The following is a 21,037-nucleotide window of genomic DNA, read 5'->3' on the forward strand; positions in this document are numbered from 1 at the left end:
TTTGGCTATGGGCCACGCCTCTTTTTGCATTTCCGCGCCGGCGGCGGCGCGCCTACAGTCGAGGCTCACCCCTTCCCTTTTTGTTCCCGAAAGTTGCCTCTCATGCATGTGTGCGTGCTCGGCGCCGGCATCGTGGGCCTGGCCACCGCCTGGCAACTCGAACGCCAGGGCCACCAGGTCAGCGTCGTCGATCGCGCCGCCCCCGGCGCGGGCGCGAGCGGCGGCAACGGCGCGCAGCTCAGCTACTCGTACGTGCAGCCGCTGGCCGATCCCTCGATCTGGCGGCAGTTGCCGAAGCTGCTGCTCGCGCCGAATTCGCCGCTCAAGCTGCGCCCGCAACTCGATCCGCTGCAGTGGCGCTGGGGCCTGGCCTTCCTCGCGGCCTGCAATGCGCGCACCTCGCGCGACACCACCGAGAAGCTGCTGGCACTCGCCGCCGAGAGCCGCGCCGGCTTCGAGGCCATGCAGGCCGACGCCGCGCCCGACTGCGACTTCTCGGCCACCGGCAAGCTGGTGCTGTATGCGAGCGAAGCCGCGCTGGCCGGCGCGCGCGCCCAGCTCGAACTGCAGCGCACCATGGGCAGCGAGCAGCGCATCGTGCGCCCCGACGAGTGCGCGGCGATCGAGCCCGCGCTCGCCGACTACGCGAGCGGCATCGCGGGCGCGGTCTACACGCCCAGCGAATGCGCGGCCGACTGCCTCAAGGTCTGCGCCGAGCTGATGCGGGTGCTGCGCGCGCGCGGCGTGCGCTTCGTGCTCGGCACCGAGGCGCGCGGCTTCGCGCAGAGCGGCGGGCGCATCGCCGCGGTGCGCACGGCCGCGGGCGACATCGAGGCCGATGCCTTCGTGATGGCACTCGGCACCGCCTCGCACAAGCTGGGTCGCGCGCTCGGCGCCTACCTGCCGGTCTATCCGCTCAAGGGCTACAGCATCACGCTCGACGTCGACCCGGCGCCGGGCGCGGCACCGACCGTGAACGTGACCGACAGCGCGCGCAAGGTGGTGTTCGCGCGCATCGGCTCGCGCCTGCGCGTGGCGGGCATGGCGGAACTGGTGGGGCACGATGCGAGCATTCCCGCGACGCGCATCCAGACCCTGGCCGAGGCCGCGCGCGCCGTGTTCCCGCACGCGAGCCGGCTGGCCGAGCTGCATCCCTGGACTGGCATGCGCCCGGCCACGCCCACCGGCCTGCCGATCGTCGGGCGGCTCGAGGGCGCGCCTTCGAACATGCTGTTCAACACCGGCCACGGCGCGCTGGGTTTCACGCTGGCCTTCGGGTCGGCGCGGCGCGTCGCGGCCGCGCTGGCCGCCTGAAACGCTAGACCCCCGCCTCCACGATCGCCTGCTGCATGCAGCGCGTGATGCCGCGCACCGCGACCGAATCGGGCCGGCCCGTGAAGCGCAGCGCGCGGATCGGCACCGGGATGTGCGGTTCGAGCGTGAGCACGTCGACCTTGGAGGTATCGGCCGAGCGCGCGGTGCAGCCGTCGACCAGCGCCACGCCCAGGCCGTGGTGCGCCATCGCCAGCGCCGCGTGGTAGGTCTGCACCGTGACCACCGCCTGGTGGAAGCCCACGCCGGCCTGGCGGCAGGCCTGGCTCAGGCTGGTGCCCACCGGGTCGCGACTGTCGAGGCCGATCACCGGCCGCTCGGCCAGGTCGTGCAGCGCCACCGAGCCGTTGCGCACCAGCAGGCGCGGCAGCATGCCCTTGGGCGCGATGCAGACCATGCGGCTGTCGGCCAGCGTCTCCTGCGTGAGCGAGGGATGCACGGCCGGGCTGAACACGAAGCCGACGTCGGCCTCCTGCAGCAGCAGCGCCGACATGATCTGCGGCGAATGCAGCGACTCCACGCTGATCGCGTAGCCCGGATGCTTCTCGCGGAAGGCCTTGAGGGCGCGCGGCAGGATCTCGTAGCTCAGCGCCAGCACGCTGAGGATGCGCAGCTCGCCGGTGTCGGCGCCCGCGCGCAGGTTGGCCGCGAGCCGCTGCACCTCGTCGAGCTGCGCGAACAGCCGCTCGATGTGCGGGTACAGCGTGAGCGCCTCGGTGGTCGGCGTGAGCCGCCCCTTGGCGCGCTGGAACAGCGGAAAGCCCAGCTGCAGCTCGGCATGCTGCAGCGTGCGGCTGACGGCCGGCTGCGTGATGTTGATGAGCCGCGCCGCCGCGCTCACGCTGCCCGTGAGCATGATGGCGTTGAAGACCTCGATGTGGCGCAGCCGCATGGCGGGGTCAGCGCACGTTGGTCTTGCCGCGCGCGATGTCCATCACCATGCGCGTGGCCAGGTACAGCCGCGGCTCGATGGAATCGATCAGCACGTACTCGGCATCGGCCGAGTGCGCGCCGAAGCCCTGCAGGCCGAAGCGCTCGATCACCGGCGCCTGGGTCTTGAGCGAGGCGAAGGCCGCGTCGGTGCCGCCGCCGGCGGCCTTGTCGTCGGCGCCCAGCGGGCGGCCGAGCTCGTCCTTGTAGATCGACTGCGCATGCTGGGCGAGCGCGCGCGAGGCATCGGTGGCCTCGAGCGGCGGACGGCGGCGCTCGAACTTGAGCTCGACCTTGGCCTCGGGGATCAGCTGCTTCTTCACGCGCTCGTTGACCTGCTGCTCGATGCGGTCGTAGTCGGCGACCTTGAGCACGCGCACGTCGGCGCCCGCGGTGGCCGAGGCCGGGATCACGTTGCGGTTGCTGCCCGACTTCGAGATGGTCCAGTTCATCTTGAGGCCGGTGGCCGGGTCGGACAGGTCGCGCATCTGCAGGATCTGGTGCGACAGCTCGTAGAGCGCGTTCACGCCGAGCTCGGGCGCCGAACCGGCGTGCGAGGCCTTGCCGCTCACGTTGAGCGTGACCGAGGCGATGCCGGCGGTGGCCAGCGAGAGCTTGTCGTCCTTGACCGAGGCGCCCTCGAAGGACAGCACCGCGTCGTGCTCGCCGCCCAGGCGCGTGAGCAGCGCGCGCGAGCCGGGCGAGCTGATCTCCTCGTCGCCGTTGATCAGCACCGTGAGCGTGCCGTATTCGTTGAACTTGAGCGCCTGCAGCATCGCCACCGCATGGAGGATGACGGCCACGCCCTGCTTGTCGTCGGCGATGCCCAGGCCGTAGGCCTTGTCGCCCTCGACGCGGAACGGCTGCCTGTTGAGCATGCCGATGGTGTAGACCGTGTCCATGTGGGCGATCAGCATGATCTTCTTCGTGCCCGTGCCCTTGAAGGTGGCGCGCACCACGCGGCCGATCTTCTCGGGCGTGTCCTCCATGCGATAGGCCTCGGCGCTCGGGTCGATCAGCTCGACCTCGCCGCCGAGCGCCTTGAGCTTCGACGCGATCAGGTCGGAGATCTTTTCCAGGCCCTCGAGGTCGCGGCTGCCGGACTCGATGGCCACCAGTTGCGAGAGCGAATCGAGCAGCGGCTGCTTCTGCGCGGCGGCGAGCTCGGCGATGCGCGCGTCGGGCGCGGCGGCGGCCGTGGCGGCCGCACCGGCCAGCAGCATCGGCAGCAGTGCGCGCGCGAAGATGCGGGAGGGGTGGAAGTGCATGTTCTGGTCTCCTGACGATGATGACGGTCGAATGGCGGATTCAAGCACGGGCGCGGTCGCGACGCGACCCTCTCATTCGCGCACGAGCCGGACGCCGAGATGCATGATGCGTGCCTCGCAATAGATGGCGCCCTCGCGGCTCAGCACCCAGGCGCTGATCGATGCGCGGGCCGTCGATGTCTCCGGGCTGGAGTTGCAGACAGTGGAAGACCACTGGCCCGCGCGCAACGCCTCCTTGCCCTGTGCCGGGAAGTCCGACGGGGGCATCTCGAAGCGATCGGTCTCTCGCCGCGCGAGGCTGTTGACTTCCTTGATGGTGGGCAGGCGCCAGCCGGCCTGCTCGCTGGCGCGCTGCAGGGCCTGCACGTAGTCGTAGCGCTTCGCGCTCCAGGTGCAGCGCTTGCCGTTCCAGGTCTGCGGTTCCTCGCAGCGGCGCCACACCAGGCCGGTGTGGCGATCCTCGACCGCGCCGCCGGCCACGCCGCGCTCGTCGGGCAGTTCGCGCCAGCGTCCGGCCTTCGGCGCCTCGGAGCCACGCACCAGGCGCACGAAGAGCGGCGGCTCGCGCGACATGTCGGGGTCGCAGTCGTAGACGAAGCCGTTCGCGAAGTTCACGCACCACGGGCTCGTGGGATCGCGCATGTCGGACGTCAGGTAGATGGCCGGCACGGTGTTCGGAAACCAGCGCGCATCGATGACCGACTGCTCGGCCAGCGGCCGGTCGGTGCGCACCTCGGGCACGCGTTCCTTGCCCAGGTCGACCAGGCCATGCAGCTCGGCCACGGTGGGCAGGCGCCAGTCGGCGTAGCCGCACAGCCGGCTCGCATTGACCTGCGCCACGTAGGCCACGGCATCGGCGGGCCGACCGTTGTCGCGTTTGCCCTCCCAGACCAGGCCCGACACGCGGTCGCGCACGCAGGCTGTTCTCGGTTGGCCCGGCACGGCCTCGTAGGCCAGCGGACCCGCGCCCTGCCGGCCGTCCTGCTTGGGAACCAGGGCCAGCGGCCCGGCGTCGGTGCAGGCCTGGGGCGTGGGCCAGCCCTCCTTCGTCAAGCCCAGGCACACGCGCACGCCGGTGGGCGGCACCTTGGACGGCACGGGCTGCGCGGCCGCGGGCGACGCGATGCACGCGATGAGAACGGCCGCCGCGATGAAGGCCCGCACCAGGCTCAATGCGCCTTGTCCCAGTTCGGCCCCACGCCGATCTCGGCCAGCAGCGGCACCTTGAGATCGGCCACGCTGGCCATGATGCGCGGGATCTCGGTGCGCACCCATTCGATCTCGGCCTCGGGCACCTCGAACACCAGTTCGTCGTGCACCTGCATGATCATCTTCGTGCCGCGCTTCTCGGCATCGAGCACGTCCTGCACCTTGACCATGCTGAGCTTGATCAGGTCGGCCGCCGTGCCCTGCATCGGCGCGTTGATGGCCGCGCGCTCGGCGCCGCCGCGGCGCGGGCCGTTGGGCGAGTTGATCTCGGGCAGGTACAGGCGCCGGCCGAACACGGTCTCGACATAGCCCTGCTCCTTGGCCGAGGCCTTGGTCTCGTCCATGTAGGCCTTCACGCCCGGGTAGCGCGCGAAGTAGCGCTCGATGTAGGAGGCCGCGGCCTTGGTCTCGATGCCGAGGTTTTTCGCGAGGCCGAAGCTGCTCATGCCGTAGATCAGGCCGAAGTTGATGACCTTGGCATAGCGGCGCTGCTCGCTCGACACCTGGTCGGGCGTGGAGCCGAAGACCTCGGCCGCGGTGGCGCGGTGCACGTCGATGCCCTCGGTGAAGGCGCGCAGCAGCGATGCGTCGCCGCTGATGTGGGCCATGATGCGCAGCTCGATCTGCGAGTAGTCGGCGCTCGCGATCACGCTGCCCGCGGGCGCCACGAAGGCCTCGCGCACGCGCCGGCCTTCGGGCGTGCGGATCGGGATGTTCTGCAGATTGGGGTCGTTGCTCGACAGGCGCCCGGTGACGGCCACGGCCTGCGCATAGTGGGTGTGCACGCGGCCGGTGCGCGGATTGGCGAGCTGGCCGAGCTTGTCGGTGTAGGTGCCCTTGAGCTTCGACAGCCCGCGGTGCTCGAGGATCTTGGCGGGCAGCGGATAGTCCTCGGCCAGCTTCTCGAGCACTTCCTCGTCGGTGCTGGGCGCGCCGCTCGGCGTCTTCTTGACCACCGGCAGGCCGAGCTTGGTGAAGAAGATCTCGCCGATCTGCTTGGGCGAACCGAGATTGAAGGGCTGGCCTGCGATGTCGTAGGCCTCCTGCTCGAGCGCCATGATGCGCGTGCCGAGTTCGTGGCTCTGCGCGGCCAGCGTGGCGCTGTCGATCAGCACGCCGTTGCGCTCGATGCGGTAGAGCGCCTCGCTCGAATCCATCTCGAGCTGATAGATGAAGCGCAGCTTCTCGTTCGTTTCGAGCTGCGGCCACAGCGTGGCGTGCACGTCGAGCGTCTGGTCGCTGTCCTCGCACGAATACTCTGCCGCCTTGGCGATGTCGACCTGGCTGAACGAAATCTGGTGCACGCCCTTGCCGCAGAGGTCCTCGTACGAAATGCCGCTGCGGCCCAGGTGGCGCTCGGCCAGGCTGGCCAGGCCGTGCGGCCGGTGCACCTCGAGCACGTAGCTCTGCAGCATGGTGTCGTGCGCGTAGCCCTGCACCTCGATGCCGTGGTTGGCGAAGACGTGGCGGTCGTACTTGATGTGCTGGCCGAGCTTCTTCTTCGCGCCGTTCTCGAGCCAGGGCTTGAGTCTGGCGAGCACCTCGTCGATCGGCAATTGCGCGGGCGCGTCGGGATAGTTGTGCGTGAGCGGGATATAGGCCGCCTCGCCGGGCTTCACGCTGAAGCTGATGCCGACGATCTGCGCCACCATCTCGTCGAGCGAGGTGGTCTCGGTGTCGATGGCCGCGAGCTCGGCGGCCTCGAGGCGCGCGAGCCAGCTGTCGAACTGCTCCCAGGTGAAGATGGTGTCGTATTGCAGGTTGCTCGCGGGCGCGGCGGCTTCCATCGCGGCGCCTTCCTCGGACGGCTCGTCGAACAGGCCGCTCTGGTCGTCGTTGGCCTTGGCCGCCTTCGAGGCCTTCTTCTTGATGTTCTCCTCGATCAGCTCGGGCGGCACTTCCTGCGCCTCGAGCGACTTCACCAGGCTCTTGAAGCCGAACTTCTCGTAGAAGGGCTTGAGCTCGCCGGTCTGCGGCGCACCCACGGGCAGGCCTTCGAGCGAGGGCAGGCCATCGACGTGGCCGGCCAGGTCGCAGTCGGTGCGGATCGTGACGAGCCTGCGGCTCAGCGGCAGCTGGTCGAGCGCCTTGCGCAGGTTCTCGCCGGCCGCGCCCTTGACCTCGGCCGCGCGCTCGACCAGCGCGTCGAGCGAGCCGTATTCGAGCAGCCACTTGGCAGCCGTCTTGGGGCCGACCTTCTCGACGCCGGGCACGTTGTCGACCGAATCGCCCACCAGCGTCTGGTAGTCGACCATGAGGTTCGGCGGCACGCCGAACTCGGCCGTGACGCCGGCCACGTCGCGCTTCTTGCCGTTCATCGTGTCGATGATGGTGATGTGCTCGTCGACCAGCTGGCTCAGGTCCTTGTCGCCGCTGGAGACGATCACCTCGATGCCCTGCGCGGCCGCCACCTTGGCGAGGGTGCCGATCACGTCGTCGGCCTCCACGTCGGGCACGCTGAGCACCGGCCAGCCCAGCAGCTTGACCACCTCGTGGATGGGGTCGATCTGGCTGCGCAGGTCGTCGGGCATCGGCGAGCGGTTGGCCTTGTACTCGGGATACCAGTCGTCGCGGAAGGTCTTGCCGGGGGCGTCGAAGATGCAGGCCGCGTAGTCGGCGCGCACCTCGCGCCGCAGCGCCGTCATCATGTTGATCATTCCCCGGATCGCGCCCGTGGCCGGGCTCTTCGGATCGCCGGGCACGGCCCGCAGGTCGGGCATGGCGTGGAAGGCGCGATAAAGGTAGCTCGATCCATCGACGAGCAGCAGCGTTTTCTTGTCGGTCATCGGGGCATTTTGCCTGCCTCCACGACCGCCCGAATTTCCTTGCGGACCACGCCGCCACGGGCCCTGCGACGACAACCCCGATACGGCGCGCCGCCTACAATCCGTGCATGCCCGACTCCACACTCCTGGTTGCCCGCCGCCTCCTGCTGGCGCTGGCCCTCGCCACCCCCTTCGCCGCCGTGCAAGCGCAGAACGCGCCCGCGGCGGCACCGGCTGCAGCGGATCCTTCGCTACAGAATCAGGAGCAGCAGGCCGACGGTCGGCGCAACCAGAAGATCGAGCACCTGCACACCGAGGACAGCGGCGCCTCGGTCGACGAGGTCCGCTACGGCGGCCGCACGCAGAGCATCAACGTGACGCCCAAGGCCAACATGCCCGGCTACCAGGTGCTGCCGAACGATCCGTCCGGCGCGCGTCCCAACGCGGCCGACGGCCCCGCGGGCACCTCGCCCCGGGTCTGGAACGTCATGAAGTTCTGACCGTGCGACGCATCGCAGCGGCAGCCGCATCCCAACCGCGCTGAGGGCGCTTTCCATGGCAGTCTTTACCGAAGTCGAATTCGGCGAGGCCGACGCGCTCGTGCAGCGCCTCGGCCTGGGCCCCCTGCGCGAGCTGCGCGGCATCGAGGGCGGCATCGAGAACACCAACTACTTCGCCACCACCGAGTCGGGCGAGTACGTTCTCACGCTGTTCGAGCGCCTGAGCGCCGAGCAGCTCCCCTACTACCTTTGCCTGATGAAGCACCTGGCCGCGCGCGGCCTGCCGGTGCCCGAGCCGGTGGCCGACCCGGCCGTGCAGGCGATCGACGCCCAGAACACGCATCCGTTGTCGGTGCCGGCCAACGCGCCCTGCGAGCTGCTGCTCAAGGTGGCGGGCAAGCCGGCCGCGGTGGTGCGCAAGCTGGCGGGCCGCAGCGAGCTCGCGCCGGGCGCCGCGCACTGCGCCGAACTCGGCGCGCTGCTGGCGCGCATGCACCTGGCGGGACGCGACTTTCCGCGCATCCAGCCCAACCTGCGCGGCCTGCCGTGGTGGAACGACACGGTGCCGGTGGTGCTGCCCCACATCGACGAGGCCCAGTCCGCCCTGCTGCGCGGCGAGCTCGCCTACCAGAACCACGTGGCCGAGTCCTCGGCCTATGCCGCCCTGCCGCGCGGGCCGGTGCATGCCGACCTGTTCCGCGACAACGCGATGTTCGAGACCGGCCACGAAGAAGGCGCCGCTCCGCGCCTGACCGGCGTGTTCGACTTCTACTTCGCCGGCACCGACACCTGGCTGTTCGACCTCGCCGTGTGCCTCAACGACTGGGCCATCGACCTGCCAACCGGCCGCCACGACGAGGAACGCGCCGAGGCACTGCTCGCCGCCTACGAGGGCGTGCGCCCGCTCAACGCCTCGGAACGCGCCCTGCTGCCCGCGATGCTGCGCGCCGCGGCGCTGCGCTTCTGGATCTCCCGCCTCTGGGACTTCCACCTGCCGCGCGAGGCCAGCATGCTCAAGCCCCACGATCCGACGCACTTCGAGCGCGTGCTGCGCGAGCGCGTGCGGCACCCGCATGTCATGGCCCGCGCCCTCGAGCCCGTGGCCGCCTGACCCTTACCCCATGAAACTCCACCTCGTGCCGGCCAAGACCGGCGCCCAATGGGTCCGCCTCGGACTCAAGACCTTCTGGCGGCAGCCGCTGGCCTTCGTGTCGCTGTTCTTCCTGCTGATGGCGCTGATCTCGACGCTGTCGGTGGTGCCGCTGCTGGGCAGCGTGCTGGCGCCGGTGCTGCTGCCGTTCATGACGCTGGGGCTGATGGTCGCCACCTCGGTGGCCTATGCCGACGAGCAGGCCGGCGGCAACGGGCAGGCCGGTGCGCGCCGTCCCACGGGCTCGGCGATGTTCGTCGAGGTCTTCGCCGCGCTGCGCGCCGAATGGCGCCCGCTGGTGGTGCTGGGCCTGATCTCGGCCGTGTACTTCGTGCTCGCGGTGCTGGCCACCGCGCTGGTCGATGGCGGCCAGCTCGCGCGCGCCTACCTGCTCGACGAGGCGCTCTCGCCCGAGGTGCTGGCCAGCAGCGAGTTCCAGGTCGCGCGCATGGTCCACCTGTGCCTGAACCTGCCGCTGTCGCTCGCGATGTGGCATGCGCCCGCGCTGGTGCACTGGCACCGCGTGGAGCCGGTGAAGAGCATCTTCTTCAGCATCGTGGCGCTGTTCCGCAACTTCGGCGCCTATGCGCTGTTCGGCATCGCCTGGTTCGGCGTGTTCCTGCTGGCCGGCATCGCGGTCGGCCTGATCGCCACCGTGCTGGTGGGCGTCGGCGCCGTGGGCGCGGGCTCGGGCGCCACCGCGATCGGCACCGTGCTGATCGTGGGCACGGCGCTGGTGCTGGCGGCGATGTCGCTGGCCTCGACCTGGTTCACCTTCCGCGACAGCTTCGACCCGAACTGAGCCGGGCGGCCCCGCGGGCCGCGCCCCGGTTCAAACGGGCGTGAGCTTGGCCACCGACAGCGCCAGCCACTTCACGCCGTGGCGCGTGAACTTGACCTGCGCGCGCGCATCGTCGCCCGTGCCCTCGAGCGCGGTCACCGTGCCTTCGCCGAACTTGTTGTGGAACACCTGCATGCCCGAGCGCAGGCCATGCGAGGGCGCGCTCTTCTGCGGCGGCACCGGCGGGCTCGCGAAGGTTTCCTTGGCGGCGCCGCCACCATAGGCCTTGCCGCCGCCGTAGCCACCGCCACCCGCGCCACGCGTGCTGCCGTAGCCGTTGCCATAACCGAAGGCCGAGTTGCCGAAGGCCTGGTTCTTGGGCGTGAGCCACTTGAGCGCGCCCTCGGGCAGCTCGTCGAAGAAGCGGCTCTTGACGTTGTAGCGGGTCTGGCCGTGTAGCATGCGGGTCTGCGAGTGGCTCAGGTACAGCCGCTTGCGCGCGCGCGTGATCGCGACGTACATCAGGCGGCGCTCCTCCTCGAGGCTCTCGTAGTCGCTCATCGAGTTCTCGTGCGGGAACAGGCCCTCTTCCATGCCGGTGATGAACACGCAGTCGAACTCGAGGCCCTTGGCGGCGTGGACCGTCATCAGCTGCACCGCGTCCTGGCCGGCCTGGGCCTGGTTGTCGCCCGATTCGAGCGCCGCGTGCGTGAGGAAGGCCGCGAGCGGGCTCAGCGTTTCGCCGGTTTCGGCATCGGGTGCCAGCGGCTCGTCGAGCAGCGGACGGCCCGGGTCGATGCCCTGGCTTGCGGGCGACTGGCGCAGCTCGTCGACCGGCAGCGCCACCGCGTCGCGGCCGAAGCCTTCCTGCGTGACGAAGCTCTCGGCCGCATTCACCAGTTCTTCCAGATTCTCGATGCGGTCGGCGCCTTCGCGGTCGGCGCGGTAGTGCTCGACCAGGCCGCTGTGGTCGAGCACCAGCTCGATGATCTCGCGCAGGCTCACGCCCTGCGTTTGTTCGCGCAGCACATCGATCTTGGCGACGAAGGCCGTGAGGTTGGAGCCGGCCTTGCCGCCGACCGCGTGCACCGCGTCGTGCAGCGAGCGGCCCGCGGCACGCGCGGCGTCCTGCAGCTGCTCGAGCGTGCGCGCGCCGATGCCGCGCGGCGGGAAGTTGACGACGCGCAGGAAGCTGGTGTCGTCGTCCTTGTTCTCGAGCAGGCGCAGGTAGGCCAGCGCATGCTTGATTTCGGCGCGCTCGAAGAAGCGCAGGCCGCCGTACACGCGGTACGGCACCGAGGCATTGAACAGCGCGGTTTCGATCACCCGGCTCTGCGCGTTGCTGCGGTAGAGCACGGCCATCTCCTTGCGGTCTATGCCGTCGCGCACCAGCTGGCGCATCTCCTCGACCATCCACTGCGCCTCGGCGAGGTCGCTCGAGGACTCGTAGACGCGCACCGGCTCGCCCGGCCCTTGATCGGTGCGCAGGTTCTTGCCCAGGCGCTTCTTGTTGTGGCTGATGAGCTCGTTGGCCGAGTCGAGGATGTTGCTGTAGCTGCGGTAGTTCTGCTCGAGCTTGATCTGGTGCGTGACATCGAACTCGCGCACGAAGTCGGCCATGTTGCCCACGCGCGCACCGCGGAAGGCATAGATGCTCTGGTCGTCGTCGCCCACGGCCACGACGCTGTTCTCGCCCGGCACGAACTGGCCCGCGACGGTGTTGCCCGAGAGCATCTTGATCCAGGCGTACTGCAGCCGGTTGGTGTCCTGGAACTCGTCGATCAGGATGTGGCGGAAGCGCCGCTGGTAGTGCTCGCGCACCGGTTCGTTGTCGCGCAGCAGCTCGTAGCTGCGCAGCATCAGCTCGCCGAAGTCGACCACGCCCTCGCGCTGGCACTGCTCCTCGTAGAGGCGGTAGAGCTCGACCTTCTTGCGGTCGTCCTCGCTGCGGATCTCGACCGCGTCGGGACGCAGGCCGTCCTCCTTGGCGCCGGCGATGAACCACTGCGTCTGCTTGGCCGGGAAGCGCTCGTCGTCGACGTTGAACTGCTTCATCAGCCGCTTGATGGCCGAGAGCTGGTCCTGCGTGTCGAGGATCTGGAAGGTCGACGGCAGGTTCGCCAGCTTCCAGTGCGCGCGCAGGAAGCGGTTGCACAGGCCATGGAAGGTGCCGATCCACATGCCGCGCACATTGACCGGCAGCATCGCCGTGAGCCGCGTCATCATCTCCTTGGCGGCCTTGTTGGTGAAGGTCACGGCCAGGATGCCGCCGGCGGACACCTGGCGCGTCTGCAGCAGCCAGGCGATGCGGGTGGTGAGCACGCGGGTCTTGCCCGAGCCGGCGCCCGCGAGGATCAGCGCGTTGCCGGCCGGCAGCGTGACGGCTGCGAGCTGCTCGGCGTTGAGGTTGTGCAGCAGCGGCAGGTCGACCGGCGGCGGGGTGCGGTCATCGGCCGCGAATTCTTCAAACATCCGTCGATTGTAGAAACCACGGCGTATGCGGGTTATATGAAGTTCCGGAAGACCTCCCCACGGGAGGCTGCGTAGAATCAATCACCGGGCCCAAGTTTTTGTGCCCGGTTTTTTGTGCGCGTCGCCCGCCCCCGCAGGGGCTTTCGCAGCGACGCCGCCGAAGCCGGCCAGACCAAGCGCTCACTCGTTTTCAACGACTTCCTCCAGGAGCTTGGTTTCATGCAAATCTTCGATTACGACAACATCCTGCTGCTGCCGCGCAAGTGCCGCGTGGAGAGCCGCTCCGAGTGCGACACCAGCGTCACGCTCGGCGGCCGCAGCTTCCGACTGCCGGTGGTACCCGCCAACATGAAGACGGTGGTGGACGAGTCCATCTGCCTGTGGCTGGCGCAGAACGGCTACTTCTACGTCATGCACCGCTTCGACCTCGACAACGTCGCGCTCGTCAAGCGCATGCAGGGCCATGGCGTGTTCGCCTCGATCTCGCTGGGCGTGAAGAAGGCCGACTACGACACGGTCGACCAGCTCGTCGCGCAGGGCCTGGTGCCCGAGTACGTGACGATCGACATCGCGCACGGCCATGCCGACAGCGTGAAGAACATGATCGGCTACCTCAAGCAGAAGCTGCCCGCGACCTTCGTGATCGCCGGCAACGTCGGCACGCCCGAGGCCGTGATCGATCTCGAGAACTGGGGCGCGGACGCGACCAAGGTCGGCATCGGCCCGGGCAAGGTCTGCATCACCAAGCTCAAGACCGGCTTCGGCACCGGCGGCTGGCAGCTCAGCGCGCTCAAGTGGTGCTCGCGCGTGGCGACCAAGCCGATCATTGCCGACGGCGGCATCCGCGACCACGGCGACATCGCCAAGAGCGTGCGCTTCGGCGCCTCGATGGTGATGATCGGCTCGCTGTTCGCGGGCCACGAGGAATCGCCGGGCCAGACGGTCGAGGTCGACGGCGCGCTGTTCAAGGAGTACTACGGCTCGGCCAGCGACTTCAACAAGGGCGAGTACAAGCACGTCGAAGGCAAGCGCATCCTCGAGCCCATCAAGGGCAAGCTGGCCGACACGCTGGTCGAGATGGAGCAGGACGTGCAGAGCTCGATCAGCTACGCGGGCGGCCGCACGCTGATGGACATCCGCAAGGTCAACTACGTGACGCTGGGCGGCGACAACGCAGGCGAACACCTGCTGATGTAAGGCTTCAGGCTTCCAGCAGTTGCACCGCGAGCCGGTGCAACCGGTGCGAGGAATCTGCCAGCGCGTCGACCACGCCGAAGTGGTCGAGGCCAGGCAGCACCTCGCACACCGGCACCGCCCGCGAGCCCCAGGCCTCGCGGATCATCGCGTTGTGGCGGATGAATTCCTCGCTCTCGTTGCCGCCCGCCACCGCGTAGAGCAGTCCGCGCTTCGGCGCGGGCCAGTGCGCGGGGCTCGCGCGGCGTACATCCTCGTCGCTGAGCCGCAGCACCTGCTCGAGGAAGGGCGTGCGCTGCAGCGGTGCGAGGTCGTACAGGCCCGATATCGACAGCGCATTGCGCACCAGGTGGTCGGGCAGGTCCGGCGCCACGGCCTTCCAGTCGCAGGCCAGCAACGCCGCCGCCATGTGGCCGCCGGCCGAATGCCCCGCCACCGTGATCCGCGTGGGATCGCCGCCATGCGCCGCCACGTTGCGCCAGGTCCATGCGAGCGCACGAACCATCTGCAGCAGGATGCCCGGCACCGTCACCGGTTGCTCGGGCGTGCCCGGGCACAGCGCGTAGTTGGGCTGCACCACGCAGATGCCGCGGTCGTTGAAGGCGGGCGCGATGAAGGAATGGTCCTTCTTGTCCATCGCGCGCCAGTAGCCGCCGTGGATGAAGACCAGCACGGGCGCGTCGGGCACGGGCGCCGGGAACACGTCGAGCGTCTCGTTGACGCCCTCGCCGTAGCGCAGGTCGATCCGGCTCGGCAGCGTGTCGCGCGCCGCGGCGGATTCGCGCGCCCAGCGCGCGAAGTACGCCGGGTGTTCCTTCACCCGCGCGAGGTTGTTGTACATGCCTTCGAGCCAGGCGGGATCGCGTGTGGGGGCCATGGTGGTGCCGGGAGCCGGTGCTGTTCCTGAAAGGCGCGCATCTTGGCATGCGGCGAGCACGCCATCGCGGGTTCCGGCTAAAATTCGCGTCGCGTTGGGGGGGTAGCTCAGCTGGGAGAGCGCCGCGTTCGCAATGCGGAGGTCGTGAGTTCGATCCTCATCCTCTCCACCAACCGACAAAAAAGGGCCTTGGCATCCGCCAAGGCCCTTTTGCTTGGGGCGCTCTGCCTCGCTGTGCGTCAGTCGAGCGCCAGGTGCTGGCCATGCAGCGCCGCCGCGCCGGGCGACGCGAGAAAGCCGATGGTCTGCGCGGCGACCGCGGTCGACACCCATTCGGCCGGGTTCGCGTCGGGCATCGCCTGCCGGTTGGCCGGCGTGTCGAGCACGCTGGGTGCCACGCTGTTGATATTGACGCCATGCGGCGCCGCCTCGGCCGCCATCGCCTCCACCAGCCGCTGCAGCGCGCTCTTCGACGCGATGTACGACGCCATGGCGGGCAGGCCGCGCGCCGCGACCTTCGCCGTCACCGCGACGATGCGGCCGGCGCGGCGCTCGATCATCGAGGGCAGCAATGCCTGCGTCACGGCCACGAAGGACCATGCGTTGAGGTTCATCATCCGGTCCCAGCTCTCGCGTGTGAGCGCGTGCGTCGCCTCGCCCATCTCGAAGCCGCCGGCGATGTGCACCAGCGCGTCGACGCGGCCGAAGGCCTTGAGGATCTGTTCGGACAGGCCGGCCATGGACGAGGCCGAGGTCACGTCGCCGGCCAGCAGCAGGTGCTGCGAGTTGTCGAGGCCCGGGAACACCTCGGCCAGGCGCCCGGCGTGGTGGTCGATCAGCGCGGCGCGCGCGCCCTGCGCGAGGAAGTGTTGTGCAACGGCGCGTCCGAGTGCGCCCGCGGCGCCCGTGATCACGACATGCGGCGCGGTGTTTGCATCGCTCATGGAAGTTCTCCTGAATGGGAAAGAGAGGGGGCGAACCCCTTCGTCGGTGCCGAATGCTAATCCGCCACACACGTTCCACTCAAAAATTTTGAGAAACCTGAATTTCTACGCTATACTCGCAGACTTGCCTGAAAACGAATATGTTTTCAACGCAAGGGCTCTTAGCTCAGTTGGTAGAGCAGCGGACTCTTAATCCGTAGGTCGAGTGTTCGAGTCACTCAGGGCCCACCACCAACACTGAAAACGGTCGAAATCCTTCTGGGTTTCGGCCGTTTTTCTTTGTGCGTCCGTACTGCTTGCCTTGGCGCGGGTGGCAGGCCCGCCGGACCTGCCACGATCGATGCTCAATCCACCGGCGTTACTTGGGCGAGTAGGTCATCTTCGTCGCGACCATCGGCGACTTCGGATCAACACCCTTGAGCAACTGGCCGCGATAAGGTCCTTCGGCGGCCAGCCAGAACTCCTTCGTGGCCGATGGGCCAACCAGCGAACCCAGCGTCAGCTTCAGCGTGAACTTGCAGGTGCTGAACGTGCCCAGCGGCGTCTCCAGCTTTTCGCGACCGCTGTAGCTGAGCTCGCCCTTCGCGGGCAGCGTCCGCGTCGAGACCACGCTGCCATTGGAAGTCTCGGTCTTGGTCACGGAGGACTCCTTGCTCACGACCTGCCCGGGCTTCATGTCGATCGGGAACGAGAACGGGGGTTCGAACACCTGCGATGCGTAGCCTCTGTACTCCCGGGGCACGATGGCGGGAAGCTTCATGTCGTCGGCGAACTTGTCATCGATCTTGCTGTGGTACGAGGTCGACTTTCCATAGAGGAAGAGATGGCCACCGACCAGGTCCTTGTATTCCTTCTTGACGATGCGCTGCTCGAAGGCTGGAGAGGAACTGACCTCCGTGCCGACGTTGAAGGCCACCGGCGTGGCACCGGCGAAGGCCTCGCGCCCTTCGGTCACGCTCTTCCGGCGGAAGGAGTCGGTCGAGGGGTCCTTGCCGGGCGCGACCGCCTCGAACTCGAGCAGCGTGCCTTCGCGGAAATCGGCTTCGTTGAAGCAAGGCGCGGAGCTCTCGGCCTGCGGGTCCGGTGCGGGCGCTGGTGCCGGCGCGGGCGCCGACGCGATGGGCAGCAACGGAAAGCCTCCGCCCCCTCCCCCGCCGCCCCCACAGGCCGACATTGCCGCAGCCGCGGCTGCGATGGAAAGCAGGCGCGCACCCGACATCCTGCTGAAATCTGCGCTTCTCATGACTTCTCCCTTGTGTGACAACAACCGACAAAGAAACTTGCAGTTGTCACGGAAGAATACGTTTGACCCTCGCGGGCGCACACCTCCTTACGGAGGAATAAGTCACGTGGCCCGAATCAAGGTGCTGAACGATCGTGAACCACGTCGCAGCGATTCGGCGTCGTCGCACAGCACGCGCATTCGCGCGAAGGCCTCAACCCGCAGACCGCCGCGCCAGCCAGTCGGAGGCATAGGCCGCCAGCAATGCCTGCCGGTCGACCACCTCCGCCTCGAGGTACTGCCGCGCATGCGCCTGCGCGACCTCGCTCGCGAGGAACCAGCGCCCGCGCTCGCCGCTGCCCAGCGGCGGCGGCGTACCCCACGTGGCGCCGTCCTCGCCGCGGAAGGCTTCGGTGATGGGAAGCCGGCCGCCCGTCATGCCGATCTCCGACAACATGCTGCGTGGACCATCGAGCTCGATGCGCACCCGCAGGTCGTCGCCGTCGACCTCGATGACCGCACCGAGTCCACCCACCTGATGCACCCGCCACAGCTGCGCCGGCGAGGCACTGCGGATCCAGTTCTGCAGCGCGGCCTTCAGCGCCTTGAGGATGATTTCCTTGTTCATTTCCGCACTATTTCACATTTTTGGATGACAGCTGCATCGCCGATCCTGCCCCTGCAGTGGCGGCTCCCGTGCCGCATGGCATCTTGCTGTTGCTGTCACACAGCGCCCTACAACAATGACCACAGGGACCAGAAACCGAAGCCAGAAAGCTCGTTGCCACACCCGCCTCGGCGGGTATTTTTTTGTCCGCGCGCGAGCCGGCAGAACGCCGTCCGATGAGCCGCCACCCGAGCGGCTTTTCGGGCCTACGCTATATTTCCGCCCCATGGAAAAGGCTCCCGACATCGGCAAACCCACCGTGCCCATCGACCTGATCGGGCCGGAGCACTGGCAGCGCTCCAGGCGCAGCAACGGGCGCACCGCCAAGGTCCTCTTCGCGATCGTCGGCGGCCTCGCGGCAGCCGGTGCGATCGCCTACCGCTACTTCGGACTCGGCCGCTGAACGGCGCGCATGAAAAAGGCCCGCTGTCCGCGAGGACAGCGGGCCTTTGCATTGGCGCCGGTTCATTGCAGCCGCGACCCCTTCGGCAGCCGCCTGGCCAGCCATTCGTGCACGTCGGCGCGGATGTGGCGGCCCTCGAGCAGGAAGTTCTCGAAACGGCTCGGCACGTACGGCAGGTACACGAGCGGCATGCCGGCTTCCTCGGGCGTGCGCGCGGCCTTGCGGCCGTTGCACGCGGCACAGGCTGTCACGAGATTGGTCCAGCTCCAGGCACCGCCGCGCGATGCCGGCAGCACGTGCTCGCACTGCAACACCTGCTCCGGGAACACGCCCGCGCAGTAGGCGCAGGTATGGCGGTCGCGGCGCAGCAGCTTGCGCTTGGTGAGGCCGGGCACGACGTCGAAGAGGTTGATCTTCGAGGCGCCGCGCAGCGCGATGATCGGCGCCACCTCGATGCGCGACTGCACGCCGCGCGCCACGTTGAAGCCGCCGCGCATGGTGGCCAGCGGCGCGTCGCCGTCTTCCCAGGCCACGTCGTCGCAGGTGTAGTGCAGCACCGCCTGCTCCAGCGAGATCCAGGCTTGCGGCGTGCCCTGGATGTCGAGTTGCAGGACGTGTGAATGCATGGCTCGCCTCCTTTCGCGGCGATGTCGAACGATGGTCGAAAAGTCTGGGGTACACGAACGGAATCGAACCGCCGTCAGCGGGATCACAACCCGCGGCTCTGCCATTGAGCTACGCGCACCATGGAAAAACGAAAGAAAGAAAGGTCCGCTACCACTCACCGACTTCGCGCACGCGCTGGTCGAGGTCGAGCTGATCGAGCCGGAGCTCGCGCAGTGAGCCCGACTCGCGCAGGACATCGGTCTTGCGACCGAAGCCCAGGCGCCGCGCCAGCGCGGACACGAAGGGCTTGCGCGCCGGCGCGGGATGCACGGCGATCATGCGGATGGGGCTGTTGCGCTTGCGCATGCGATGACTCCTTGTTGTATGGGTTGAGCGATGTGGTGACAGCATTGGCGTTCCGCAGGGGAGTCGAACCCCTGGCTTCCTCTTGGGGCCTGTTGACACTATGCAAGGGGTCGCGAAGCTCGCCAGAGCCCGCCCATCAAGGCGCGCGACGACGCGTGTGCGTCCGCACACGCTAGGAGCGCAACGCCGAGGGGCGGGCTCTGGCGAGCTTCCCTTCGGGTTGCCCCGCAAAGGGGCCGTCTGCGGCGTTGCCCGCGCTTGCAAGGCATCAGCCTTGCTGCGCGCGGGCGCCTTGCATCCAGCCCCTTTGCGGGGCAACGCGACCCCTTGCATAGTGTCAACAGGCCCCAGACAGGGAGGCACTCTGGCCGCTGAGTCAGCGGAACGTGATCGAGGAAAAGGCGCTTTCCATTTCGGTTGTGTCCTCACGCGACAGGCCCCGCGCTCTCGCTCGAGGCCCCGTGCGACATCGCTGCACAGGAGTGGTCCACGCTCCTGCACATCCCGCCAGACCGTCCACGCGGCTGATCCTGGCGGTGTGGTGAAGGCACACCCGAAATGGCGAAGCTGCGCGCCGATCCAGTGACGGCTGCGCCTCGCGGCAAGTTGTGGAAGAACATCGACGGCATCCGGAGACACCACCGCCACGGCACGATCGCCGCGAACGCGAGCCGCATCGGGATGCGGCGACGAAAAACAAAAAGGCCCGGAACCTTTCGGTGTCCGGGCCTCTGGTAAGAGAGCTGGGGAGGGCAAGCGCCTAAGCGCAACCTCCACCCGGTGGCAGTCGATCCTCGAATGCATCAACGCGCGCTTTCGCGTGGTTGGGCGAATGCATGGCGTACGAGCGACCCATGTTCGTGGCGGGCGACGGCAGGTCGAATCCTTTGCTGAAACCCGCGCGCACGAGCGCCCGGCCCGAGACGGGTCGAATGCTGGAGAGTTGGCGTGCGGTGTTCACGATGGGACCTTGGTTGAAGCTGTCGCGCTTTGAAGAAGGGTGAAGGGATCGGGCCTCTCGCGGCCTGGGCCTGCGATTGCCTTGCACTGTAAATAGTCTTTACGAGGGCGTCAACAACCGGGACAATCTTTTTTTGTCTTGTTGTTGTTTTTGAACAGTGCCCAATCTCACCGTCGCACGCCGCCGCAATGTGCTCGCGCTGCATCGCCGCTTTCTCGAAGCGTCCGTGGCCGCCGGCCTGCCCGCCAAGGGGCTCGACCAGGCCTTCGCCCGGAAGATCGAGGTGTCGCCGAGCATGTGGAGCCAGATCAAGAGCGCGCGGCCGATCGGCGACAACCTCGCGCGGCAGATCGAGCGGCACTGCGAGGTCGAGGCCGGCTGGCTCGACCGGGAAGACCGCCCTTCGGAAGTGCCCGACGAGGCCGAGGAGCGCTTCGTCGCGCTGGCGCGCGAGGCCTGGCGCGCCGCCAATGCCAAGGGCAAGCGCGAACTCGCGGGCTGGCTCAAGAAGAAGATCGCCGAAGCTGCTGCACCCGTCGCTGCGGACAAGAAGTAACCCCGGAAGCTCAGGCCGCAAGCGCCGTCTCCATCGACTCCGCGTCGCCGTACTCCGCGGGGTACATCCCCCGCAACCACCACTCGACGCCGCTCAGCTGAGCCTCGAGCGACAGGCCATCGAGGGCCAGGGCCCGCAGCGCCCGCATCGAGCGGAAGCCGATCAGGCCATCGATGCCGCCGATGTCGTGCCCCAGGCGGATCAGGCCGCTCTGCAGGCGCGCCTCGTCGGCGTTGTGGATGAACAGGTCGTGCGGCAGGCCGGCCGCGAGGGTCGCGCTGGCGGCCATCGCGAGGTACGGCGTCCTGAACAGGCCCGCGGGCTTCGACGCATGCTGGTCGTACACGCGCTGATGGCTGCCGCGGCATTCGAAATGCCAGGCCTCGCTGAGCGCCGGGTCGGGCGTGCGGTGGATCGGCACCACGCCGAAGCCGCGCGCCAGCGCCCAGAACTCGGCCAGCGGCAGGCGCAGCGCGCCAAGGTCGACATCGAAGGCGCGGCCGGCCTCGTGCATGCCGTCGCCCGTGCAGGCACCGAAGGACGATGGCCGGCCGGACTCGGCGGTCCGGTCATGGAACAGGTCGGACAGCAGCAGGCGACCGCCGCGGCGCTCGACCTCCTTGCGGATGCCGGCGAGCGCGCGCCGCGTGTCGGGCGTGCACCAGGCCATCGGCCGCGGCAGCGCGAGCCACTGGCCTGCCACCTTGTAGATCGAGGGCACATCGATCGAAACCAACCGTCCCGGCATGAGCGCTTTCTTTTTGGAAGACTGCAACGCGCCGCACGCGGGCCCCACGGGCCCTGCTGAACGGCATGCGGGAATTGGAGTTCATC

The 21,037-nt window shown here is 68.4% G+C and carries 19 protein-coding genes and 3 tRNA genes; 9 read left to right on the plus strand and 13 right to left on the minus strand.

Annotated elements, in window-relative coordinates; translation table 11 throughout:
• Positions 1-102 precede the first annotated feature (102 nt).
• The gene (locus AC07PU_RS09965; RefSeq protein ID WP_495317103.1) at positions 103-1,314 is read left to right on the plus strand and encodes a D-amino acid dehydrogenase; all 1,212 of its coding nucleotides are present in this window, start codon (positions 103-105) and stop codon (positions 1,312-1,314) included.
• Positions 1,315-1,318: 4 nt separating this feature from the next.
• On the opposite strand, the gene AC07PU_RS09970 is transcribed toward AC07PU_RS09965, so the two are convergent.
• The 4 genes from AC07PU_RS09970 to polA all read right to left on the minus strand — a co-directional run bounded on the left by AC07PU_RS09970 (position 1,319) and on the right by polA (position 7,525).
• Positions 1,319-2,224, minus strand: coding sequence for a LysR family transcriptional regulator (locus AC07PU_RS09970; RefSeq protein ID WP_208508831.1), 906 nt, complete (start codon positions 2,222-2,224; stop codon positions 1,319-1,321).
• A gap of 7 nt (positions 2,225-2,231) precedes the next feature.
• A complete protein-coding gene (locus AC07PU_RS09975; protein ID WP_495317105.1) occupies positions 2,232-3,530 on the minus strand; it encodes a M20/M25/M40 family metallo-hydrolase in 1,299 nt (432 codons plus the stop codon).
• 72 nt (positions 3,531-3,602) lie between these two features.
• Complete coding sequence (locus AC07PU_RS09980) at positions 3,603-4,694, minus strand: Lcl C-terminal domain-containing protein (protein ID WP_495317270.1); 1,092 nt, start codon at positions 4,692-4,694, stop codon at positions 3,603-3,605.
• 5 nt (positions 4,695-4,699) lie between these two features.
• A complete protein-coding gene (polA, locus tag AC07PU_RS09985; protein WP_495317107.1) occupies positions 4,700-7,525 on the minus strand; it encodes a DNA polymerase I in 2,826 nt (941 codons plus the stop codon).
• Positions 7,526-7,632: 107 nt separating this feature from the next.
• Here polA and AC07PU_RS09990 point away from each other — a divergent pair, with 107 nt between their 5' ends.
• The 3 genes from AC07PU_RS09990 to AC07PU_RS10000 are packed head-to-tail and all read left to right on the plus strand — an operon-like array spanning position 7,633 to position 9,956.
• A complete protein-coding gene (locus AC07PU_RS09990) occupies positions 7,633-8,004 on the plus strand; it encodes a hypothetical protein (RefSeq protein ID WP_093349026.1) in 372 nt (123 codons plus the stop codon).
• 55 nt (positions 8,005-8,059) lie between these two features.
• Entirely contained in the window at positions 8,060-9,115 is a 1,056-nt protein-coding gene (locus tag AC07PU_RS09995) for a homoserine kinase (protein ID WP_398498418.1), read from the plus strand.
• Positions 9,116-9,125: 10 nt separating this feature from the next.
• Positions 9,126-9,956, plus strand: coding sequence for a BPSS1780 family membrane protein (locus tag AC07PU_RS10000; RefSeq protein WP_093349021.1), 831 nt, complete (start codon positions 9,126-9,128; stop codon positions 9,954-9,956).
• 30 nt (positions 9,957-9,986) lie between these two features.
• Here AC07PU_RS10000 and AC07PU_RS10005 read toward each other — a convergent pair whose 3' ends face one another.
• Positions 9,987-12,407, minus strand: coding sequence for a UvrD-helicase domain-containing protein (locus AC07PU_RS10005; RefSeq protein ID WP_495317110.1), 2,421 nt, complete (start codon positions 12,405-12,407; stop codon positions 9,987-9,989).
• 219 nt (positions 12,408-12,626) lie between these two features.
• On the opposite strand from AC07PU_RS10005, the gene AC07PU_RS10010 reads away from it, so the two are divergent.
• Positions 12,627-13,604, plus strand: coding sequence for a GMP reductase (locus AC07PU_RS10010; RefSeq protein WP_093349288.1), 978 nt, complete (start codon positions 12,627-12,629; stop codon positions 13,602-13,604).
• Between the two features lie 4 nt (positions 13,605-13,608).
• Here AC07PU_RS10010 and AC07PU_RS10015 read toward each other — a convergent pair whose 3' ends face one another.
• A complete protein-coding gene (locus AC07PU_RS10015; RefSeq protein WP_495317113.1) occupies positions 13,609-14,478 on the minus strand; it encodes an alpha/beta hydrolase in 870 nt (289 codons plus the stop codon).
• A 96-nt stretch (positions 14,479-14,574) separates the two neighbouring features.
• Here AC07PU_RS10015 and AC07PU_RS10020 point away from each other — a divergent pair.
• A tRNA-Ala gene (locus AC07PU_RS10020) sits at positions 14,575-14,650 on the plus strand.
• A 67-nt stretch (positions 14,651-14,717) separates the two neighbouring features.
• Here the strand turns inward: AC07PU_RS10020 and AC07PU_RS10025 are convergent.
• Positions 14,718-15,422 (minus strand): SDR family oxidoreductase, encoded by a 705-nt coding sequence (locus tag AC07PU_RS10025; RefSeq protein ID WP_208508841.1) that lies wholly within the window; start codon positions 15,420-15,422, stop codon positions 14,718-14,720.
• A 155-nt stretch (positions 15,423-15,577) separates the two neighbouring features.
• Between AC07PU_RS10025 and AC07PU_RS10030 the strand changes: the two genes are divergently transcribed.
• Positions 15,578-15,653, plus strand: a tRNA-Lys gene (locus tag AC07PU_RS10030).
• Between the two features lie 127 nt (positions 15,654-15,780).
• Here the strand turns inward: AC07PU_RS10030 and AC07PU_RS10035 are convergent.
• Positions 15,781-16,641 (minus strand): hypothetical protein, encoded by an 861-nt coding sequence (locus AC07PU_RS10035; protein WP_495317116.1) that lies wholly within the window; start codon positions 16,639-16,641, stop codon positions 15,781-15,783.
• Positions 16,642-16,858: 217 nt separating this feature from the next.
• The gene (locus tag AC07PU_RS10040; protein WP_495317118.1) at positions 16,859-17,272 is read right to left on the minus strand and encodes a hypothetical protein; all 414 of its coding nucleotides are present in this window, start codon (positions 17,270-17,272) and stop codon (positions 16,859-16,861) included.
• A gap of 265 nt (positions 17,273-17,537) precedes the next feature.
• Here AC07PU_RS10040 and AC07PU_RS10045 point away from each other — a divergent pair, with 265 nt between their 5' ends.
• Positions 17,538-17,714 carry a hypothetical protein gene (locus AC07PU_RS10045; protein WP_296781609.1) on the plus strand — a complete coding sequence of 59 codons (177 nt, stop codon included), beginning with the start codon at positions 17,538-17,540 and terminating at the stop codon, positions 17,712-17,714.
• A gap of 62 nt (positions 17,715-17,776) precedes the next feature.
• On the opposite strand, the gene AC07PU_RS10050 is transcribed toward AC07PU_RS10045, so the two are convergent.
• The 3 genes from AC07PU_RS10050 to AC07PU_RS10060 all read right to left on the minus strand — a co-directional run bounded on the left by AC07PU_RS10050 (position 17,777) and on the right by AC07PU_RS10060 (position 18,686).
• Complete coding sequence (locus AC07PU_RS10050) at positions 17,777-18,340, minus strand: HNH endonuclease (protein WP_495317120.1); 564 nt, start codon at positions 18,338-18,340, stop codon at positions 17,777-17,779.
• Between the two features lie 45 nt (positions 18,341-18,385).
• Positions 18,386-18,459: transfer RNA gene (locus tag AC07PU_RS10055), tRNA-His, on the minus strand.
• Positions 18,460-18,488: 29 nt separating this feature from the next.
• Positions 18,489-18,686 (minus strand): hypothetical protein, encoded by a 198-nt coding sequence (locus tag AC07PU_RS10060; RefSeq protein ID WP_057590604.1) that lies wholly within the window; start codon positions 18,684-18,686, stop codon positions 18,489-18,491.
• Between the two features lie 1,118 nt (positions 18,687-19,804).
• Here AC07PU_RS10060 and AC07PU_RS10065 point away from each other — a divergent pair.
• Positions 19,805-20,203 carry a hypothetical protein gene (locus tag AC07PU_RS10065; protein WP_093349002.1) on the plus strand — a complete coding sequence of 133 codons (399 nt, stop codon included), beginning with the start codon at positions 19,805-19,807 and terminating at the stop codon, positions 20,201-20,203.
• 10 nt (positions 20,204-20,213) lie between these two features.
• Here AC07PU_RS10065 and AC07PU_RS10070 read toward each other — a convergent pair whose 3' ends face one another.
• Positions 20,214-20,951 (minus strand): hypothetical protein, encoded by a 738-nt coding sequence (locus AC07PU_RS10070; RefSeq protein ID WP_296781606.1) that lies wholly within the window; start codon positions 20,949-20,951, stop codon positions 20,214-20,216.
• Positions 20,952-21,037 lie beyond the last annotated feature (86 nt).

This window comes from Variovorax sp. GW821-FHT10D07 (genome assembly GCF_059415325.1).

Excerpts from the sequence above, each read along its gene's own strand:
- AC07PU_RS09965 (WP_495317103.1), top strand. The coding sequence starts at position 103 with ATGCATGTGTGCGTGCTCGGCGCCGGCATCGTGGGCCTGGCCACCGCC.
- AC07PU_RS09970 (WP_208508831.1), bottom strand. The coding sequence starts at position 2,224 with ATGCGGCTGCGCCACATCGAGGTCTTCAACGCCATCATGCTCACGGGC.
- AC07PU_RS09975 (WP_495317105.1), bottom strand. The coding sequence starts at position 3,530 with ATGCACTTCCACCCCTCCCGCATCTTCGCGCGCGCACTGCTGCCGATG.
- polA (WP_495317107.1), bottom strand. The coding sequence starts at position 7,525 with ATGACCGACAAGAAAACGCTGCTGCTCGTCGATGGATCGAGCTACCTT.
- AC07PU_RS09990 (WP_093349026.1), top strand. The coding sequence starts at position 7,633 with ATGCCCGACTCCACACTCCTGGTTGCCCGCCGCCTCCTGCTGGCGCTG.
- AC07PU_RS09995 (WP_398498418.1), top strand. The coding sequence starts at position 8,060 with ATGGCAGTCTTTACCGAAGTCGAATTCGGCGAGGCCGACGCGCTCGTG.
- AC07PU_RS10000 (WP_093349021.1), top strand. The coding sequence starts at position 9,126 with ATGAAACTCCACCTCGTGCCGGCCAAGACCGGCGCCCAATGGGTCCGC.
- AC07PU_RS10005 (WP_495317110.1), bottom strand. The coding sequence starts at position 12,407 with ATGTTTGAAGAATTCGCGGCCGATGACCGCACCCCGCCGCCGGTCGAC.
- AC07PU_RS10010 (WP_093349288.1), top strand. The coding sequence starts at position 12,627 with ATGCAAATCTTCGATTACGACAACATCCTGCTGCTGCCGCGCAAGTGC.
- AC07PU_RS10015 (WP_495317113.1), bottom strand. The coding sequence starts at position 14,478 with ATGGCCCCCACACGCGATCCCGCCTGGCTCGAAGGCATGTACAACAAC.
- AC07PU_RS10025 (WP_208508841.1), bottom strand. The coding sequence starts at position 15,422 with ATGAGCGATGCAAACACCGCGCCGCATGTCGTGATCACGGGCGCCGCG.
- AC07PU_RS10035 (WP_495317116.1), bottom strand. The coding sequence starts at position 16,641 with ATGTCGGGTGCGCGCCTGCTTTCCATCGCAGCCGCGGCTGCGGCAATG.
- AC07PU_RS10040 (WP_495317118.1), bottom strand. The coding sequence starts at position 17,272 with ATGAACAAGGAAATCATCCTCAAGGCGCTGAAGGCCGCGCTGCAGAAC.
- AC07PU_RS10045 (WP_296781609.1), top strand. The coding sequence starts at position 17,538 with ATGGAAAAGGCTCCCGACATCGGCAAACCCACCGTGCCCATCGACCTG.
- AC07PU_RS10050 (WP_495317120.1), bottom strand. The coding sequence starts at position 18,340 with ATGCATTCACACGTCCTGCAACTCGACATCCAGGGCACGCCGCAAGCC.
- AC07PU_RS10060 (WP_057590604.1), bottom strand. The coding sequence starts at position 18,686 with ATGCGCAAGCGCAACAGCCCCATCCGCATGATCGCCGTGCATCCCGCG.
- AC07PU_RS10070 (WP_296781606.1), bottom strand. The coding sequence starts at position 20,951 with ATGCCGGGACGGTTGGTTTCGATCGATGTGCCCTCGATCTACAAGGTG.